General features: G+C 73.4%; 16 protein-coding genes. 4 read left to right on the top strand and 12 right to left on the bottom strand.

Annotated elements, in window-relative coordinates:
* The first annotated feature begins 467 nt into the window (after positions 1 to 467).
* Positions 468 to 1,067: a M23 family metallopeptidase gene (locus ABZ945_RS29310; RefSeq protein WP_361275571.1), complete on the top strand. Its 600-nt coding sequence runs from the start codon at positions 468 to 470 to the stop codon at positions 1,065 to 1,067.
* A gap of 144 nt (positions 1,068 to 1,211) precedes the next feature.
* Here ABZ945_RS29310 and ABZ945_RS29305 read toward each other — a convergent pair whose 3' ends face one another.
* Positions 1,212 to 1,775: a helix-turn-helix domain-containing protein gene (locus ABZ945_RS29305; RefSeq protein WP_361275568.1), complete on the bottom strand. Its 564-nt coding sequence runs from the start codon at positions 1,773 to 1,775 to the stop codon at positions 1,212 to 1,214.
* A gap of 131 nt (positions 1,776 to 1,906) precedes the next feature.
* Between ABZ945_RS29305 and ABZ945_RS29300 the strand changes: the two genes are divergently transcribed.
* A complete protein-coding gene (locus tag ABZ945_RS29300) occupies positions 1,907 to 3,511 on the top strand; it encodes an MDR family MFS transporter (protein ID WP_361275565.1) in 1,605 nt (534 codons plus the stop codon).
* Between the two features lie 63 nt (positions 3,512 to 3,574).
* On the opposite strand, the gene ABZ945_RS29295 is transcribed toward ABZ945_RS29300, so the two are convergent.
* The 7 genes from ABZ945_RS29295 to ABZ945_RS29265 form a co-directional block, all read right to left on the bottom strand.
* Positions 3,575 to 4,957, bottom strand: coding sequence for a phytase (locus tag ABZ945_RS29295; protein WP_361275563.1), 1,383 nt, complete (start codon positions 4,955 to 4,957; stop codon positions 3,575 to 3,577).
* 530 nt (positions 4,958 to 5,487) lie between these two features.
* The gene (gene cseC / locus ABZ945_RS29290; protein WP_361275624.1) at positions 5,488 to 7,026 is read right to left on the bottom strand and encodes a two-component system sensor histidine kinase CseC; all 1,539 of its coding nucleotides are present in this window, start codon (positions 7,024 to 7,026) and stop codon (positions 5,488 to 5,490) included.
* A 52-nt stretch (positions 7,027 to 7,078) separates the two neighbouring features.
* A complete protein-coding gene (gene cseB / locus ABZ945_RS29285) occupies positions 7,079 to 7,783 on the bottom strand; it encodes a two-component system response regulator CseB (RefSeq protein WP_361275560.1) in 705 nt (234 codons plus the stop codon).
* A gap of 265 nt (positions 7,784 to 8,048) precedes the next feature.
* The gene (locus tag ABZ945_RS29280; RefSeq protein WP_361275621.1) at positions 8,049 to 8,681 is read right to left on the bottom strand and encodes a hypothetical protein; all 633 of its coding nucleotides are present in this window, start codon (positions 8,679 to 8,681) and stop codon (positions 8,049 to 8,051) included.
* 92 nt (positions 8,682 to 8,773) lie between these two features.
* A complete protein-coding gene (locus ABZ945_RS29275; protein WP_361275557.1) occupies positions 8,774 to 9,385 on the bottom strand; it encodes a SigE family RNA polymerase sigma factor in 612 nt (203 codons plus the stop codon).
* A gap of 236 nt (positions 9,386 to 9,621) precedes the next feature.
* Entirely contained in the window at positions 9,622 to 10,653 is a 1,032-nt protein-coding gene (locus ABZ945_RS29270) for an A/G-specific adenine glycosylase (RefSeq protein WP_361275554.1), read from the bottom strand.
* A gap of 25 nt (positions 10,654 to 10,678) precedes the next feature.
* Positions 10,679 to 11,332 (bottom strand): phosphatase PAP2 family protein, encoded by a 654-nt coding sequence (locus ABZ945_RS29265; protein WP_361275551.1) that lies wholly within the window; start codon positions 11,330 to 11,332, stop codon positions 10,679 to 10,681.
* 254 nt (positions 11,333 to 11,586) lie between these two features.
* On the opposite strand from ABZ945_RS29265, the gene ABZ945_RS29260 reads away from it, so the two are divergent.
* Positions 11,587 to 12,450: a hypothetical protein gene (locus tag ABZ945_RS29260; protein ID WP_361275548.1), complete on the top strand. Its 864-nt coding sequence runs from the start codon at positions 11,587 to 11,589 to the stop codon at positions 12,448 to 12,450.
* A gap of 82 nt (positions 12,451 to 12,532) precedes the next feature.
* Here the strand turns inward: ABZ945_RS29260 and disA are convergent, their stop codons facing one another.
* From disA to ABZ945_RS29240, 4 genes are all read right to left on the bottom strand, one after another.
* Positions 12,533 to 13,657, bottom strand: a complete 1,125-nt coding sequence (disA, locus tag ABZ945_RS29255; protein ID WP_361275545.1) for a DNA integrity scanning diadenylate cyclase DisA — start codon at positions 13,655 to 13,657, stop codon at positions 12,533 to 12,535.
* A 337-nt stretch (positions 13,658 to 13,994) separates the two neighbouring features.
* Positions 13,995 to 15,419 (bottom strand): DNA repair protein RadA, encoded by a 1,425-nt coding sequence (gene radA / locus ABZ945_RS29250; protein WP_361275543.1) that lies wholly within the window; start codon positions 15,417 to 15,419, stop codon positions 13,995 to 13,997.
* A 77-nt stretch (positions 15,420 to 15,496) separates the two neighbouring features.
* Complete coding sequence (sigJ, locus tag ABZ945_RS29245; protein ID WP_361275540.1) at positions 15,497 to 16,387, bottom strand: RNA polymerase sigma factor SigJ; 891 nt, start codon at positions 16,385 to 16,387, stop codon at positions 15,497 to 15,499.
* Between the two features lie 80 nt (positions 16,388 to 16,467).
* Positions 16,468 to 16,815, bottom strand: coding sequence for a DoxX family protein (locus ABZ945_RS29240; protein ID WP_361275537.1), 348 nt, complete (start codon positions 16,813 to 16,815; stop codon positions 16,468 to 16,470).
* A 225-nt stretch (positions 16,816 to 17,040) separates the two neighbouring features.
* Here ABZ945_RS29240 and ABZ945_RS29235 point away from each other — a divergent pair, with 225 nt between their 5' ends.
* On the top strand, positions 17,041 to 17,607 hold the full coding sequence (locus ABZ945_RS29235) for a YciI family protein (RefSeq protein WP_361275535.1): 567 nt from the start codon (positions 17,041 to 17,043) through the stop codon (positions 17,605 to 17,607).
* The last annotated feature ends 2 nt before the right edge of the window (positions 17,608 to 17,609 follow it).

The raw sequence follows: 17,609 nt of genomic DNA, 5'->3' as shown, positions 1-17,609 counted from the left end.
CGGGAGGGGCGTATCCAAGAGCCCTCGCCGGTGACCGGGGCCACACCTGGAGAGGGTACGGCGGTGACCGGGGCCACAGGCTCCAGGGGGCGGGTGGTGACAAGCCGCACAGGCGGTTTGGGCGGTACTACGAGGAATAGTGCTGTGGGAGGGGCGCAAGGGGCCCGCCGGGGATGTCCTCTGCGGCCTGTTGGGACCCGCCCACCCCGAGATCCGGGTGAGCTGGGGGGAAAGCCGCAGATGGAGGCGTACTACGGCGCGCTAAACCTTGCTTTGTTAGGACATTTCGGGCATACGGCTTCGGGTTCCGCTCCTCGTCAAGAGTCCCGGTCACACCGCCTTCGCTACGACCGAATGTCGTAGATGGGGGGTTTGAGGCGGGATGGGGGGTCGGGTTACCAAGGATGAGCAACCAGCCCGGTGCACCGCTCGCACCGGGTCCGCTCTTGTCCGGAGGACTTCCCCGTATGTCGAAGCGCGTTTCGCACCCCGCCCGCAACACCGTCGTCGCCCTCGCCGCCGCCGGTCTGGGAGCGTCGATGGTGTTCGGAGGCGGTGCCGCCTTCGCCGCCGACGGTCAGGCCGCCCCTGCCAAGCCGGTCGCCGCCAAGGCCGCCGCCAAGAAGAAGCCGGCTGCCAAGAAGGCCCCCTCCTGGGTCAAGCCGGTCGCCCAGTACACCCTGAGCGCCAGCTACAACCAGGGCGGCGCCATGTGGGCCCACAAGCACTCGGGCCAGGACTTCGCCGTCCCGACCGGTACCACCGTCAAGGCCGCCGCCGCGGGCACCGTGGTCAAGGCCGGCCCCAACGGCGCCGGTGACGGCCCCGCCTACGGCAACGCCATCGTGATCAAGCATGCCAACGGCAAGTACTCGCAGTACGCCCACCTGTCCAAGGTCAACGTGAGCATCGGCGAGACGGTCAAGGCCAACGAGGCCATCGCCAAGTCGGGCAACACCGGTAACTCCTCGGGCCCGCACCTGCACTTCGAGATCCGTACCACCCCGAACTACGGCTCGGCCCTCAACCCGGCCGCCTTCCTGCGCACGGTCGGCGTCAGCATCTGACGACACCGGTGTGGCAGCGAGGCTGACGCGCGCTGTGATCCGCTGATATTCGCCGCTGATATTCGCGGGGAGGCGGGTGCCCTTCATGGGCGCCCGCCTCCCCGCGTTCAGCCTGTTCGGCGGGCTCGGCCCGCCTCGCCGCGTTCAGCCCGTCTCGGCGTGGTGCGCCTGGGTCACCAGGTCGATGGCCACGTCGAGAACGGCCTGGCGCTTCTCGGCCTCCTCGCCCTCGACCGCCTGCATCAGCCACAGCCCGGCGTGCATGGTGAACAGGGCGCTGACGCAGCGCACCCGGTCCACCATGGAGGCGTCCGGGTCCTGGATCATCCCGGCCAGCGTGGTCATCCGCGCCTTGAAGGTCTCGCCGATGCTCAGCTCGCGCACCGTCGCCTGGTTCTCGTGCATGAAGCGGAAGAGGGGGAGCGCCCCCATCAGGGCCACGTGGTAGCGGCGCAGGATCTCCTGCTTGGTCTGAAGGGTGCGCGGCTGCTGCTCCGCCCAGGCGATCAGCTCGTCCACCGGCCTGCCCAGGTCGGCGAAGAGGCTGATGACGATGTCCTCCTTGGTCTTGAAGTGGTAGTAGAGCGCCGCCTTGGTGACATCCAGCCGCTCGGCGATCTCACGCAGCGATGTCTTCTCATAGCCCTGTTCGGCGAAGAGTTCGAGGGCCACGTCCTGGATGCGCTGACGGGTGTTGCCTCTGCTCATGGTCGCCTCACGGGTGCGAATCGGTCCGAACGAACTGGTCCGAACAAACTTACTTGACGCCCGGCTAGTAGCCAGTCTACCTTCCAGTGTAGTAACTAGCCGGGCGGCAAGTAAGCAACGGGAGACGTTTCATGAGTACGCCAGCTTCACCAGATCGCAGTTCCGGGGCGGCGGCCCCGGCAGCGGCGGCCGACGAGGGCAAGCCCGCCCGGAGCGTACGGGTCGTCCTGCTCGCGCTCATGATCGCGATGCTGCTCGCCATGCTGGACAACATGATCATCGGCACCGCCATGCCGACGATCGTCGGTGAGCTGGGCGGTCTGGAGCACCTGTCCTGGGTGGTCACCGCCTACACCCTGGCCACCGCGGCCTCCACCCCGATCTGGGGCAAGCTCGGCGACCTCTACGGCCGCAAGGGCACCTTCCTCACCTCGATCGTCATCTTCCTGATCGGCTCCGCGCTCAGCGGCATGGCCCAGGACATGAGCCAGCTCATCGGCTTCCGCGCCGTGCAGGGCCTGGGCGCCGGCGGTCTGATGGTCGGCGTGATGGCGATCATCGGCGACCTGATACCGCCCCGGGAGCGCGGCAAGTACCAGGGCATGATGGCCGGCGTGATGGCCCTGGCCATGATCGGCGGCCCGCTGGTCGGCGGCACCATCACCGACCACTGGGGCTGGCGCTGGTCGTTCTACATCAACCTGCCGCTCGGTGCGGTGGCCCTCGCCATGGTCACCGCCGTGCTCCACCTGCCCCGCAAGGAGCGCACCGGCCGGGCCCGGATCGACTACCTGGGCGCCGGACTGCTGACCGTCGGCATCACCGCGATTGTGCTGGTCACCACCTGGGGCGGCACCGAGTACGCCTGGGGCTCCGCCACCATCGTCGGGCTGATCGCGCTCGGCGTCGCCGCCCTCGCCGCGTTCGTCTACGTGGAGACCAAGGCCGCCGAGCCGGTCGTCCCGCTGCACATCTTCCGCAGCCGCAACTTCACCCTGATGTCGGTGATCGGCTTCCTCACCGGCTTCGTGATGTTCGGCGCGGTGCTGTTCCTGCCGCTGTACCAGCAGTCGGTGCAGGGCGCCTCCGCGACCAACTCGGGGCTGCTGCTCCTGCCGATGCTGCTGTCGATGATGGCCGTCTCGCTGGTCGCGGGCCGGGTCACCACCAGCAGCGGCAAGTACAAGGTCTTCCCGATCGCGGGCGGCGCGCTGATGGTGGTCGGGCTGTTCCTGCTCGCGCAGATGGACACCGGCACCTCCCGGCTCACCTCGGGTCTCTACATGGCGGTGCTCGGCGCCGGTATGGGCTTCCTGATGCAGATCACCATGCTGGTCGCCCAGAACAGCGTGGAGATGAAGGACATGGGCGTCGCCTCCTCCTCCACCACCCTGTTCCGCACCCTCGGCTCCTCCTTCGGCGTCGCCATCATGGGCGCGCTGTTCAACAGCCGGGTGCAGGACGAGATGGCGTCCCGCGGCGGTGGCAGCCTGGCCTCCGCCCAGCTGGACGCGGCCAGCCTGGCCAAGCTGCCCGAGCAGGCCCGGGAGGCCTACCAGTTCGCGGTCTCCTCCGGCATCCACGGGGCCTTCCTGCTCGGTTCGGCCATCGCGGTGATCGGCTTCGTGGCGGCCTTCTTCGTCAAGGAGGTCCCGCTGAAGGGCGCCGGACCCCAGCCCACCCCGCCCGCGGGGGACGGGGCGAAGAACCCGCCGCTTGTGGACGCGGCCATCTGAGCAATAGCCGTACGAGGAGGGGGCCGGTCCGTGGTGCACGGGCCGGCCCCCTTCGGTGTGCGGTCAGCCCTCCAAGGCGCCCCGGACGTCCTCCAGGGCGACGAACTTGAAGCCGGTCGAGGCCCGTTCACCGTCCCCCGGGTCCCCGGCCCGGCCGTCCTGGACCACCAGCAGCCCGTGCGGGTAGCGCCGGCCCAGCGGGGCGTTCAGCACCGCCGCGCCGTCGCACTCCTCGGCGCCGTCCAGCGCCCCGCGCCCCGCCACGACCCGGAAGCCGCCCGCGTACGCCCCACCCCCGGGGACACGCGCCGCGGCTCGGCGGTCGTACGCGGCGAAGGTGTCGTCCCCCTGGCTGGAGGCCAGCAGCCGGCCGCCCCCACCGCGCCCGGGGAGCAGGGTCAGCCCCTCGACGTCCGCCGCGAGGTGCTTTCCGCCGAAGCCGGGATCGGCGCCGGGCGCGCACTCCTCGGTCTCCTCGTCGTAGGTGCCGGGCACGCCGAACTCCCGGACCTTGTCCAGCAGCACCGGGGCGCCGGTCAGATCGGCGCGGATCCGCCAGATGCCGATGTCCTCCTGGCCCGCGTAGAGCACCCGGTGCGCCGGATCCACCACCATGCCCTCGACCTGCGGCTGCTCGCCCGGCTCGGCGCACGGCGACCAAGAGCGGCCGTTCGGCAGCCGGAAGGAGGCCGGCAGGTCCAGGGTGCGCACGGTCCGGTAGGTGACCGTGCCGCGTGCGGTGGGCAGCAGCTCCAGCAGCGCGATCCGGGTCCGCTCACGGCGGCTGACCAGGGCGTACGAACGGCCGCTGGCCTCGTCGGTCCAGGTGGCGAGCCCATAGGCGGTGCGCTGCTCGTTGATCTCGCCCTGGCCGCCGGCCGAGAAGACGGGCGGCGCGGCCGGGTCGGTGACATCGGTGAGCGGGGCCGCCGCCCCGGAGCGGCCGGGCGCCGTGATCCGGTACACCCGCAGCCGGTCGCGGCCCCGGTCGGTGGTGACGGCAAGGTCGGCCGGGCGGGAACGGTGTCCGCCCCTGCCTCCGGTGCCCAGGCGCAGTCCGTGCACCAGGTCCACGTTGTTGAAGCGCCCCGGGGCGTCCCCGGGCCCGGGCGCCGGGGGCGCGGGGACACTCTGCACCACCCGGGCGTCCAGGTCGTAGACGCGCAGCCCGCCCTCCTTGGCGGTGGCGACGACCAGACTGCGGTCCGGGTCGGCCGGGTTGCGCCAGATCGCCGGGTCGTCGGCGTCCGCGTTGCCGCCCGCCTCGTCGTCGTGGAGCGTGGGCGTCTCGGCGCGCGGGACGACGCCGGGCAGGACGGGCAGATGGTGCCGTCGGCCAGGGTGCTCCGGGGCGGCGGCGGTGACCGGGGGCGCGGCGGTCGCCAGGACGGCGAGGGCCGAGCCGAGGAGGGCGAGAGCGGTCAGCCGAGTGGGGCGGTGCCTCATCGACGGGACTCCTGACGGAATCAACGGGGCTCCTGATGGAATCAACGGGACTCCTGACGGACGGGGACGGGACTCCTGCGGTCGGGCTCGTACGGACGAGTCGTACGGGACCGGTCGTACGGACGGTCTCGTACGGTCGGTGAGGAGCGTCCAGCCGCCGGGTGGCCGGGTCGGGTACGGCTGCCGAGCGGAGGGTGTGGTCCCGGTGAACGCGGGCGGGTGATCCCCGTACGCCGCCGGCCACCCAGCTCAGCCAGGACGGCGATCCACCCGTCCGGGACCTGGACTTCCTGCACATCGCGGCCCCGCCGCTGTACGAGGCGGGCTTCGACGCGTTCGCGGAGCAGGGCTACCGGGTGGACGGACCGCAGCTGCAGGGCGCTCGCCCAGCTGGAGCTGCTGAACAGCTGAGGGGGCTGAACAGCTGAGGGCTGAACAGCCAGGGCGGGAAGCGAGAGTCGCCGCCACGGTCGGGAGGCCGTACGGCCTCGGGCGGCCCGGCCAGAAGGAGGCCTCCCAGGTCACGGGCCCTACCGCTCCTCCCGGGCCCCCGGCAGCCGCAGGACCGGGAAGCTGCCGGTGGCCGTGGGGGCGTGCTCGGGCAGCCACAGCACCGCGATGGCGCCGCCGGAACGGACCGCCTGCTCCGCCCCCGGCTCCACAGGCGCAGCCCCTCCCGGCACCGCTGCCCGCTCCGGGCCCGGCGCCAGGCCGCCCAAGGCCGCACGGGCACCCGTCCCCGTACCGGATCCCGGCCCCGGCCTCGTACCGCCACCCGTCCCCGTCCCCGTCCCCGTCCCCGGCGTCAGGGTCCCCGTGCCCGGGAGTTCCGCCGGCTCGGTCGGCAGGTCGGTCGTCGGGGCGGCGTTGCGGAAGGTGAGCCGGGCGCCCAGCACCCGGGCCTGGCCCGCGGCGATGGTGAGGCCCAGCCCGTGGCCGTGTCCGGCCCGGTCGGAGGAGCCGGTGCGGAACCGGCTCGGGCCCTCCCGCAGCAGCTCCGCCGGGAACCCGGGGCCGTGGTCGCGTACCCGGACCACCCGGCCCTCGACCGTCACCTCCACCGGGCCCCGGCCGTGCTTGGCGGCGTTGGCCAGCAGATTGCCCAGGATCCGCTCCAGTCGGCGCGGGTCGGTGTTCACCCAGGACTCGTGCACCATCCGCAGCGTCACATCCGGGTGGAGGGTCCGCACCCGGCGGGCCACGAACTCGCCCAGCGCGATCTCCTGGAGCTCGGCCCGCTCGGAGGCCCCGTCCAGCCGGGCCACCTCCAGAACGTCCTCCACCAGGGTGCGCATCGCCTGCGCCCGGTCCCGTACCAGCTCGGTCGGTCGGCCCGGCGGCAGCAGCTCCGCCGCCGTGAGCAGCCCGGTCACCGGGGTGCGCAGCTCGTGCGCGATGTCCGCGGTCACCCGGCGCTCGGCCTCGATCCGCTCGTTGAGCGCGTCGGTCAGCGCGTCCACCGCCCGGGCGAGCTCGTCGGTCTCGTCCCGGACGACCCCGCCGACGGCGTCCCGTACCCGTACCTCGGTGTTGCCCTGGGCGACCTTCCCGGCTGCGGTGGCCGCCTTGCGCAGCCGCCGCGAGAGCTGGCCGCCGATCAGCACCCCCAGCGCGCAGCCGCCGAACACGGTGGAGACCGAGCCCACCACCAGGGCCTGGTCCAGATCGTTCATGATCGTCGCCGAACGGTCGGCGAACCGGGTGTGCAGCGACAGCACCTCGCCGTTGGCCAGCGGAACGGCCGCCCAGACGTCCGGCGCCCCGCCGTCCCGCTCGGCCACAAAGGTGGCCTTCCGCTGCTGCCCGATCAGGTCGTCCAACTGGGCGGGCAGCGCCGGGTCGTTGAGCTTGGCGCCGAACTTGGGGTCGCCCTTCGGCTTGGCCGACTCGTACATCCGCTGGGCGAACAGCAGCCGCTCCATCTGCACGTCCCGGGCGTTGTCCAGCATGGACACCCGGGCGGCGTTGTGGACGACCAGGCTGAGCGCGGCCGCCACCAGGGCGCCCACCCCCGCGATGGCGAGCGAGATCTTCCAGCGGACCCCGGTACGCGGGACGAACCGTCTCACCATGCCCTCACCACGGCGCCGCGCCGTCATCCCTCGCGCTCATCCCTGGAGCTCATCCCTTGAGTTTGTAGCCGAAACCGCGGACCGTCTCGATCCGGTCCTGGCCGATCTTGGTGCGCAGCCGCTGCACATGGACGTCCACCACCCGGGTGTCGCCGCCCCAGCCGTAGTCCCACACCCGCTCCAGCAGCTTGTCCCGGGAGAGCACGGTGCCCGGCGCCGAGGAGAACTCCAGCAGCAGCCGCATCTCGGTCGGGGTCAGCGCCACCGGCTCACCGCCCCGACGCACCTCCATGCCGTCGGTGTCCACCTCCAGGTCGCCGAAGACCAGGATGCCGCCCTGGCCGTCCTCGGCGTCCCGTTCGGCGGCCGCCGCCCCGCCGCCCGCGTGGCCGAAGCGGCGCAGCACCGCCCGGATGCGGGCCATCAGCACCGCCCCGTCGAACGGCTTGGTGACGTAGTCGTCGGCGCCGGCCTCCAGGCCCAGCACCACGTCGATGGAGTCGGCGCGGGCGGAGAGCATGATCACCGGGACGGTCGACTCGTCGCGGATGCGCCGGCAGAGGCTGACCCCGTCCATTCCGGGCAGCATCACATCCAGCAGCGCGATATCCGGCCGGTGGGCGCGGAAGGACTCCAGGCCGGACAGCCCGTCCGGCATCGCGGTCACCGCGAAGCCGTCCCGCTCCAGCGCGAGCTGGGTCGCCTCGCGGATGACATCGTCGTCCTCGACGAACAGCACATGGGTCTCGGCCATCCCGGAGGTCTCCCCGTTCGGTTCTCGGTCTCTGTCCCGGGCCCTGCCCGGGGGCTCGGCATCGGTCGCCGCCCGGGCCCTGGTCCAGGATCCCGTGCCGGTCGCCGCCGGTGCCTCTCTCAGGGCCCGTGCCGGTCGCCGCCCAGGCCCTTCCTCAGGGTCCCGCGTCGGTCGCCGCCCGGTCCCGGCGGCTCCGCCACGTTACCCACCGACGGCCGGGCGAGGCTCCCGGCTCAGCGCTGTCCCGCCCCGACGAGTCTCCGGCTCAGCTGACGTCCCGCTGCTCCGCCGTCTCCTCGTCGACCGGGCCGGGGTCCCCGACCGGGTTGTTGTAGTCGTTGTGCACCCGGTCCCGCTCCGAGAACCTGGCACCGGCCCACCGGTAGGTGATCACGTCCTCACCCGAGGGGTAGGTCACCGGGTCGTCGTCGGCGTACACCTGCTTGGTCACCACCAGGTCGCCGCGGTCGATCGTGGAGTAGACCGCCGGCTCCTCCAGTGCGAAGACGTTCCGGTAGGTGACGTCCGAGGCGTCCTCCACCCGCCCCCGGTACACATAGGTGCCGACGCCGATCGCGTCACCGCAGGTCAGCACGTTGACCACGACATCGGGCACGGTGCTGCCGGTGATGTTCCCGTACGAGGTGTCCACCGGGTACTCGTCCTCGGCGCACGGCTTCAGGTCGCTCTTGACCTGCTTGCTCACCTTGGGGTCGTCCAGCACCAGCCGGACCGGGTCCACCTTGGGCCGGCCCAACCCGCCGACCCCGGTGAACTGCGGGAACGTGGTGCTCGGCGGGGCGGCGTCGGCGCGGGCCGCCGAGCCCTCGTCACGGGTGCCGGTGCCGCCCGCGGAGCACCCGCCGGCGGCCAGACCGAGGGCGGCCACCACGACCAGTGTCGTGGGGGCCGCCGTCCGCAGCCCGCCGGGGCCGCGCCGCGTCCCCGGTCGTCCGGGTTCGCGTTCGCCGCCCCTGTGGTCTCTGGCGCTCAGGCCGCGCACCGCTCCCGCCCCCGTTCGTGGACACCTCCGGCCGTACGCTCCGCACGGCCCGCACGCCCCAGCGGGGTGACCCGGCCGGCGCCGCCGTGGCCGTGCTCCTCGCCGGCGGCGGCCCGGTTCTCCAGCTCCTGGCGGAGCCGGGCCAGCGCGCGGTGAAGCGTGGACTTCACGGTACCGGTCGACATGCCCAGCGCGGCAGCCGTCTCCTCGGTGCTCATCTGCTCCCAGTGCCGCAGCACGACCACGCTGCGCTGCTTGGGCGCCAGCACCTTCAGCACGTCCATCAGCAGGGCGCGGTCGGCGTGCTGCTCGGTGGCGTCGTCCACGGGCGCCTCGGGGAGCTGCTCGGTGGGCACCTCCTCCAGCTTGCGCGCCCGCCACCACTCCGTACGGGTGTTGATCATGACGCGGCGGAGGTAGGCGTCGGCCAGCGCCTTGTCCGCGATGCCGTCCCAGCGGCCGTAGGTGCGCACCAGCGCGGTCTGCAGCAGATCCTGGGCGTCGATCGGGTCGGGCACCAGCCGCCGGGCGCTCCTCAGCAGAGCGTCCTGCCGGGCGCGTACGTACTCCTCGAATCCGAGCACCTCGCCGTGCGACATCCCGAACCGCCTCCGTTCCCCGTGATCCCCGTTGGTCTTGCGTCAACTCGACGGGTCGACCCGTCGGTCTTACGTCGGGAGACGCTACGGAGGCGTTGTCACGGGGTTGTCCGCACAGCCCGTCGGCGGACGCACGGCTGTCCATCGGTTGTGTAACAGCGGTGGTGTCACAGAGGCGGAGGCCGCGGCTCCGGTGGCCGGCGCCCGGGGTACCGGCCATCGGAGCCCCGGGGATCTCAGCCCGGCAGGCGGTAGCGGCCGCCCTCCAGGGGCTCCACCAGTCCGTCCGCCACCAGCCCGTCCAGCGCCCGGGCGCGCTGCACCGGCTCGTGCCAGACCGCGTCCAGCGAGGCCTGCCCGACCGGTCCGGCCGACTCCCGCAGTACGGCGAGCAGCCGGCCGCGCACCTGGCGGTCGGTGCCGGCGTAGGTCTGGCCGCGCCGCGCCGGGCCCTCGTGGGCGGGCTTCCCGGCCAGCCGCCAGGCGCAGTGGCCGGAGACCGGGCAGCGGGAGCAGTCCTCGTTGCGGGCGGTGCAGACCAGCGCGCCCAGCTCCATGGAGGCGGCGGCCCAGTGCGCGGCGGTGGTGTCGTCGTCGGGCAGCAGTGCGCGGGCGAGCTTGCGCTCGGCGGCGGTGGTGGCGTTCGGCGGGTACTGCACCCCGGTCACCGTGCGGGCGAACACCCGGCGGACGTTGGTGTCCAGCACCGCGTGGCGCTGGCCGTACGCGAAGGAGGCGACGGCCGCGGCCGTGTACTCGCCGATCCCTGGCAGGGCGAGCAACTGGGCGTGCTCGCTGGGTACGTCACCGCCGTGCCGCTCCGTTATGGCGACGGCCGCCCCGTGCAGCCGCAGCGCGCGGCGCGGGTAGCCGAGCCGGCCCCAGGCGCGGACCGCCTCGCCGGAGGGTTCGGCGGCCAGGTCGGCGGGGCGCGGCCAGCGGGCCAGCCACTGCTCGTACACCGGCAGCACCCGGCTGACCGGGGTCTGCTGGAGCATGAACTCGCTGACCATCACCCCCCAGGCGCCGGCCTCCGGGCGGCGCCACGGCAGATCGCGGGCGTGCTGGTCGAACCAGGCGAGGACCGGGGTGTGGAGAGCGGAGGCCCGGGCGCCGGCCGTCTCGATACCGGCGGCGTCCGGCACCCCGGCCTCGCCCGGGGCGGAGCGGGAGCCGGGGCCGGGGACGGTACGGGGGCGGGTGCCGGCGGAAGGGTCGTTGACGGCGGCTTCCGGGGTGGACGCGGGGAGGGGAGGGATCGCAGTCATGGCACCCACGATCCTGGCACGGTTCTCAGCCGCGGCGGTGCATCGCCTGCCGACGGCGGCGTCGCACGGGGGGCTCCGGGACGGCCGGACCGGGGCCGGCCAGCCAGTTCGCCAGCGCGGAACCACTGCCGCGCATCGAGTCGGCCAGGGCCCGGGTGGGGCCGGTCAGCAGCCGGACGAAGAGCACCGCCATCAGCGCGCCGAGCACCAGGCCGGCCGCCACGTCATGCGGGTAGTGCACCCCGACGAAGACCCGGGAGAACGCCATCAGCAGCGCCATCGGCACGGTGAGCCAGACGATGGTGCGCCAGACCAGCACCAGCGCCGCCGCGGCCGCCCCGGCGATCGCCGAGTGGTTGCTGGGGAAGGACCAGTCACCGTACGGGGGGCAGCTGACCAGCGACGGGGCGGCGCCCGCCACCGCGCGGCACGGCCGCTCCTCGGTGATCACCGACTTGAGCAGTTCGCTCACCACATAGCCGAACGCGGTGCCCAGCGGGGCGAGGACGGCCACCGCCACCATCGTGGAGTCGGCACCCCGGCGCTGCCACCAGCCGATGAGGAACAGCACACCGAACAGCAGCAGCCCGGCCTCCGTCCACACCTCGGCGAGCAGCCGCACCCAGCCCGGTGTGCCGTGGGCGAAGTCGGTGATGTCGCGGTACAGGTCCTGGCTCATGGCCCATGACGGTACCCGCAGCCGCGCGCCCACTCCGCCCCGAGGTCGGCTCCGCCGGCCCCGGAGCGCCCGCGTCCACCGTCCTTGATCGACGCTCCGTCAGGGAAGGCTCACGCGCGGTCCCGGGTGCGGTCGCAGGCCGGTCCGCGGGTCCTCGCGAGGCGGTGCGGACGGGATGTGATCATCGGGAAAACTTCGCGCATGGGCGGCGGGTGGCGCGGGAGTTGGCGTCGATCTCTCGTACAGTTCGGTCCGTGGGATCTCTGCGCAATCCGGTCGGGCCGCTTCCCTCCTCCATCTACTGGCGGCGGAGGGCCGTCGCGGCGAGCCTGGGCCTGCTGGTGGCCGTGCTGGTCGTGTGGGCCGTCGCCTCCGGCGGCGGGAGCGGCGGCAAGGGCGACGACGCGCGCAACGGCGCCTCCCCCCGGCCCTCCGCGATCACGCCCGGCCCGTCCGGTTCGGGTCCCGCGATCAGCGAGGCGCCGGGCGGCCGCGAGGAGCCCGGTGGATCGGGCGGGGACTCCGGCAAGAACGGCGACAGCGCGGGCTCCGGCGCGGACGGCGGTCAGGGCGGGTCGGACGGCTCCGGTACCGGGTCGGGGAGTTCGGGCGGGGCTGGTGCGGACGGTGGGGCCGGTTCCGGCGGTGGTACGCAGGCGGGGGCCGGTTCCGGCGGTACGGCCGCCGGGGGCGGGCAGGTCCCGGCCGACTCACCGCTTCCCGGCTGCCCGGCGGGCGCGCTGCGGGTGACCCTGACCACCGAGAAGGTCCGCTACGCGCCGGACGAGAAGCCCACCTTCCGGCTGGTGGCCCGCAACACCTCGGCCACCACCTGCAAGACCGACCTCGGGCCGAAGAACGCGGTGCTCACCATCAGCGCCGAGGACGATGACGTGTGGTCCTCCAACCACTGCCCGCGCGGCGCGGCCACCCTGATGGTGCGCGTCCCGGCCGGCGGCAGCGTCACCCGGGTCGTGGAGTGGGACCGCCGCGGCTCCACCCCCAAGTGCGCCGAGGAGGGCCCCGGTTCGGCGGCCAAGCCGGGCACCTACCTGGTGGAGGCGGCCGTACCGGGGGTCAAGGTGCTCCCCGCCTCCTTCGCCCTGGCCAAGGACTGACACCGGCCAAGGGACTGACCGGCCAAGGGACTGACACCGGCCGAAGGGCTGACCGGCCGAAGCCGCCGAGCCCCTCGGAGTCTCAGACGTACCGCTCCAGGATCGAGGACTCCGCGAGCCGGGACAGCCCCTCTCGTACGCTGCGGGCGCGGGCCTCGCCGACGCCGTCCACCGTCTGGAGGTCGTCCACGCTCGCGGCGAGCAGCTTCTGCAGCCCGCCGAAGTGCTCGACCAGCCGCTCGATGATGGCGCCGGGCAGCCGGGGCACCTTCGCCAGCAGCCGGTAACCGCGCGGCGAGACCGCCGAGTCCAGCGTCTCGGGCGAACCGCTGTAGCCCAGCGCCCGCGCCACGATGGGAAGTTCCAGCAGCTCGGCGTGGGTGAGCGCGTCCAGCTCGGTGAGCGCCTCGGCGACCGTACGGGACCGCTTGGCGGTCGGCTCGGGCACGTAGTCCCGGACCACCAGCTCCCGCTCGGGCTCGACGCCCGCGATCAGCTCGTCCAGCTGGAGCGCGAGCAGCCGCCCGTCGGTGCCGAGTTCCACCACGTACTCGGCGATCTCGGTGGCGATCCGGCGCACCATCTCCAGCCGCTGGGCGACCGCGGTGACGTCCCGGACGGTGACCAGGTCCTCGATCTCCAGCGCGGAGAGCGTGCCGGCCACCTCGTCCAGGCGCAGCTTGTACCGCTCCAGGGTGGCCAGCGCCTGGTTGGCGCGGGACAGGATCGCGGCCGACTCCTCCAGGACCCGGCGCTCACCGTTCACGTAGATCGCGATCAGCCGCATCGACTGGGAGACGGAGACCACCGGGAAGCCGCACTGCTTGGAGACCCGGTCCGCGGTGCGGTGCCGGGTGCCGGTCTCCTCGGTGGGGATGGACGCGTCCGGCACCAGCTGCACACCGGCGCGCAGGATCTTGGTGATGTCCTTGTCGAGGATGAGCGCGCCGTCCAGCTTGCACAGCTCGCGCAGCCGGGTCGCGGTGAACTCCACGTCCAGGACGAAGCCGCCGGTGCACATCGACTCGACGGTCTTGTCCATGCCGAGCACGAGCAGACCGCCGGTGTTGCCGCGCAGGATGCGCTCCAGGCCGTCCCGCAGGGACGTACCCGGCGCGACCGCGCTCAGGGATGCGCGCATCAGCGCCTCGTTGCCGGAGCCTCCGCCGGACTTTCCGGGCGCTGATGCCCGGTCGTTGGCTGCCACTGCACTCCTCCGGCTCGTACGGATGGGCGAGACCGGGGCAAAGTCTAGCGACCCCGCCCGTGCCCGGGTCCGCCCCGAGCCCGACCGGCTCGCCCGCGCACACGGTCGTGTGCCCGACGGCCTTCCCCGCCGCCGGCCCTCCGAACCCGCCCACCACCTGCGGCCCAAGCGCCCGCGCCCGTCCGCGGCCCGCCGATCGGCACCCCCGGAGCCCCCCGGCCGACCCGTGACCCAGCCCACCCCACGAGCCCCGCCCCGGGTGACGCGGCCCCACCGACGATCCACCACCGAACGGACGTTGCGGATGAATCGGGCGCGGCCCCCCGCCCGTAGCGACTCAGCCCGTGGGGGCCTCCTGGCGGGCGCCCTCCTCCCGCCCGGCGGAGGGGCGGCGGCCGCGGGGGAGTACGCGCAGGGCGTCGGCCATGTCCGCCACCTCGACCACCTTCATCCCGGCCGGCACCCGGCCCGGGTCGCTCGGCACCAGGGCGTGGGTGAAGCCCAGCCGGTGTGCCTCGGCCAGCCGGCGCTGCACCCCGGTCACCCGGCGCACCTCCCCGGCCAGCCCCACCTCGCCGATGGCGACCAGGTTCTTCGGCAGCGGGGTGTCACTGGCCGCCGAGGCGAGCGCCAGCGCCACCGCCAGGTCGGCGGCCGGCTCCGACAGCTTCACCCCGCCCACCGTGGCGCTGTAGATGTCCCGCTTGCCGAGCGCGCTGATCCGGCCGCGCTGCTCCAGCACCGCCAGCATCATCGACACCCGGGAGGTCTCCAGACCGGAGGTGGTCCGCCGGGGCGAGGGGATCTGCGAGTCCACCGTGAGCGCCTGCACCTCGGCGACCAGCGGGCGCCGCCCCTCCAGGGTGACCGTGAGGCAGGTGCCCGGCACCGCCTCCGCGCGCCGGGTCAGGAACAGCCCGCTCGGGTCGGCGAGACCGGTGATCCCCTCGTCGTGCAGCTCGAAGCAGCCGACCTCGTCGGTCGCCCCGTACCGGTTCTTCACCCCGCGCACCAGGCGCAGCCGGGCGTGCCGGTCGCCCTCGAAGTGCAGCACCACGTCGACCAGGTGCTCCAGCAGCCGGGGCCCGGCGATGGCGCCGTCCTTGGTGACATGGCCGACGAGCAGGGTGGACATCCCGCGCTCCTTGGAGGCGCGGATCAGCGCGCCCGCCACCTCCCGCACCTGCGCCATACCGCCGGGCGCGCCGTCGATCTCCGGTGATGCGACCGTCTGCACGGAGTCCAGGACCAGCAGCGAGGGCTTCACCGCGTCGAGATGGCCCAGCACGGCGGAGAGATCGGTCTCGGCGGCCAGATAGAGGTGGTCGTCGATGGCGCCGATCCGGTCGGCCCGCAGCCGGACCTGGCTGGCCGACTCCTCGCCCGTCACATAGAGCGTGCGGTGCTCGTCGCTCGCCGCCTTGGCCGCGACGTCCAGCAGCAGCGTGGACTTGCCCACCCCGGGCTCGCCCGCCAGCAGCACCACCGCGCCCGGCACCAGCCCGCCGCCGAGCACCCGGTCCAGCTCGTCCACCCCGGTGGAGCGGGCGGTGGCCTGCCGGCCGTCCACCTGGCCGATGGGCAGCGCGGCGTTGGACACCCGCCCGGCGGCGGTGGTCCGGACGGCGGGCGCCCCGTACTCCTCGACCGTGCCCCAGGCCTGGCACTCGGGGCAGCGGCCGAGCCATTTGGCGGTCGTCCAGCCGCACTCGGTGCAGCGGTAGGACGGCCGGTCCTTCGCGGATTTCGTACGGGCAGCCATGAGCCACACCGTAGCGGGGCCCACTGACATCCCCGCCCGGCTGTGTGTCGTGAAGGCCGTCCGGGCCGGCCGGGGCCTCAGCCGTCCAGCACGGCCGGGTCCAGTCCGGTCAGCCGCTCCGGATCGGCCACCACGTCGATGGCCACGACCAGCCCGTCGACCACGGTGAAGCCCATCACCGACATCGGCCGTCCGCCCGCGGCGACGACCACCCCGGCCGCGCCGTTGACCAGTGCCGGGCGGACGAACGGGGAGAGCTTGCCGAAGGTGAGCGCCTGCGAGGCGACCGTCTCGGCGCCGGTGAGTACGGTGGTGTGCCGGGTCCGCGCGGCGCCGCCGTCGGAGCGCAGCACCACCTCGGGGTGCAGCACGGCGACCAGGCCGTCGAAGTCGCCGTCGCGCGCCGCGGCGAAGAAGGCGTCCACCACGGAGCGCTGCCGGGCGAGATCCGGGTCGGGCACGGGCGCCTGGCCCCGCACCCGGCGCCGCGCCCGGCTGGCGAGCTGCCGGGCCGCCGCCGGGGTCCGCTCGACCATCGGCGCGATCTCCTCGAACGGCACCGCGAACATGTCGTGCAGCACGAACGCCAGTCGCTCGGCGGGGGAGAGGGTGTCGAGCACCACCAGCAGCGCCAGCCCGACGGAGTCGGCGAGTTCGGCCTGCTGTTCGGGCCCGGCGGCCGGGTCCACCGGGCCCACGACCGGGTCGGGCACCCGCACGGCGTCGTCCGGCTCCTCCCGCCGGGCCCGCCGCGAACGCAGCATGTTGAGGCTGATCCGGGCGACCACGGTGGTCAGCCAGGCGTCGAGGTTCTCCACCTCGCGGGAGTCGGTGCGGTTCAGCCGCAGCCATGCCTCCTGCACCGCGTCCTCGGCCTCGCTGGTCGAGCCGAGCATCCGGTAGGCGACCGAGCGGAGCCGCGCACGCTGCTGTTCGAATCTCGCGGTCGTCGGGTCGGTTCCGGTCATCGCTTCTTCCCCCTGTGTTTCCGTGCTGCGGGTATGTGTGCGGGACGCCGTACGGTCATGCCGGTCACGCGTTCACGCGGTCACGCGGTCAGGGCGAGGACCAGCGAGCCCGCCGCCGGGGCCAGGTAGATCAGCGGGAACGGGATGTGCGCGAAGGCGCGGGCCCGGACCACGGTGATCACCGCACCCGCGAAGTAGAGCACCAGACCGATCGCGGCCGCCACGCCGATCGCCGGCACGACCAGTCCGATCAGCAGCCCCACCGCGCCGGCCGCCTTGGCCACCCCCAGCCACGGCCACCAGGCGCGCGGGACGCCGTAGTCGGCCAGCGGCTCGACGACCCAGCCGGCGCGCAGCAGCACCGCGCCGGCCGAGAAGCCCGCCAGCAGGGCGCCGAGCACGGTGACGACGGTGTAGGCGATCGACATCGGAGACCTCCTCCTCCGGCACCGGGACGGTCCCGGCGCCGAGCGGCGGACGGGTTCTCCGTCGCCGCACACCTCCTCGACCCCTGGCACGGCGAGGATGTGACAGCCCACCGCCCGGGACTTCATGGGCCGGGTCGGAACGGGGTTGAGCCGACACCGCCCCGCCCCCCTCGGCGCCGGAATCGCCGTTGAGATACCGCCGCGGTTCGGAGAGGGTCGGTGGTCATGGAGTTCTTCTGCTACCACCGGGACCGGCCCGGCTCGGCCGCCCTCCGCCGGAAACGGCTGGAGGAGCACTGGTCCTTCATGGACCGGTACGAGGCGGAGCTGATCGCCCGCGGCCCGACGTTCGCCGCCGACGGCGAGACCCCCAGCGGCAGCGTGCACATCGTCGAGCTGCCGGACCCGGCCGCCGCCCGGGCGTTCGCCTTCGAGGAACCGGGCTACCAGGCCGGGGTGTACCGGGATGTGCTGCTGCGCCGCTGGCACAACCTGCTGGGGCGCACCATGTGGGGCTTCCCCGGCGGACCGAGCGGCGGCGACCGGTTCCTGGTGCTCGGCCTCGGTGCGGAGCCGGTGAGCGTTGGTCGCCTCGATGTGCCGTCCGCCGGCCGGGAGGAGCTGATCGCGTACGGGCCGCTGCTGTCCGACGACGGCGCCACCTGGCTGGGGACGGCCATGCTGGTCCGGGCTCCGGACGCGGAGACGGCCCGCCGCCGGCTGACCGCCGACCACCACCCGTACGCGCATATCGAGGTGCACGACTGGGAGTTCGGTGGACGACGGACCTGAGA

The organism is Streptomyces sp. NPDC046887 (assembly GCF_040644755.1).
Classification (GTDB): Bacteria; Actinomycetota; Actinomycetes; order Streptomycetales; family Streptomycetaceae; genus Streptomyces; species Streptomyces lichenis.
The sequence above is the reverse complement of the archived record's forward strand: the minus strand, read 5'-3'. Positions and strand labels throughout refer to the sequence as shown.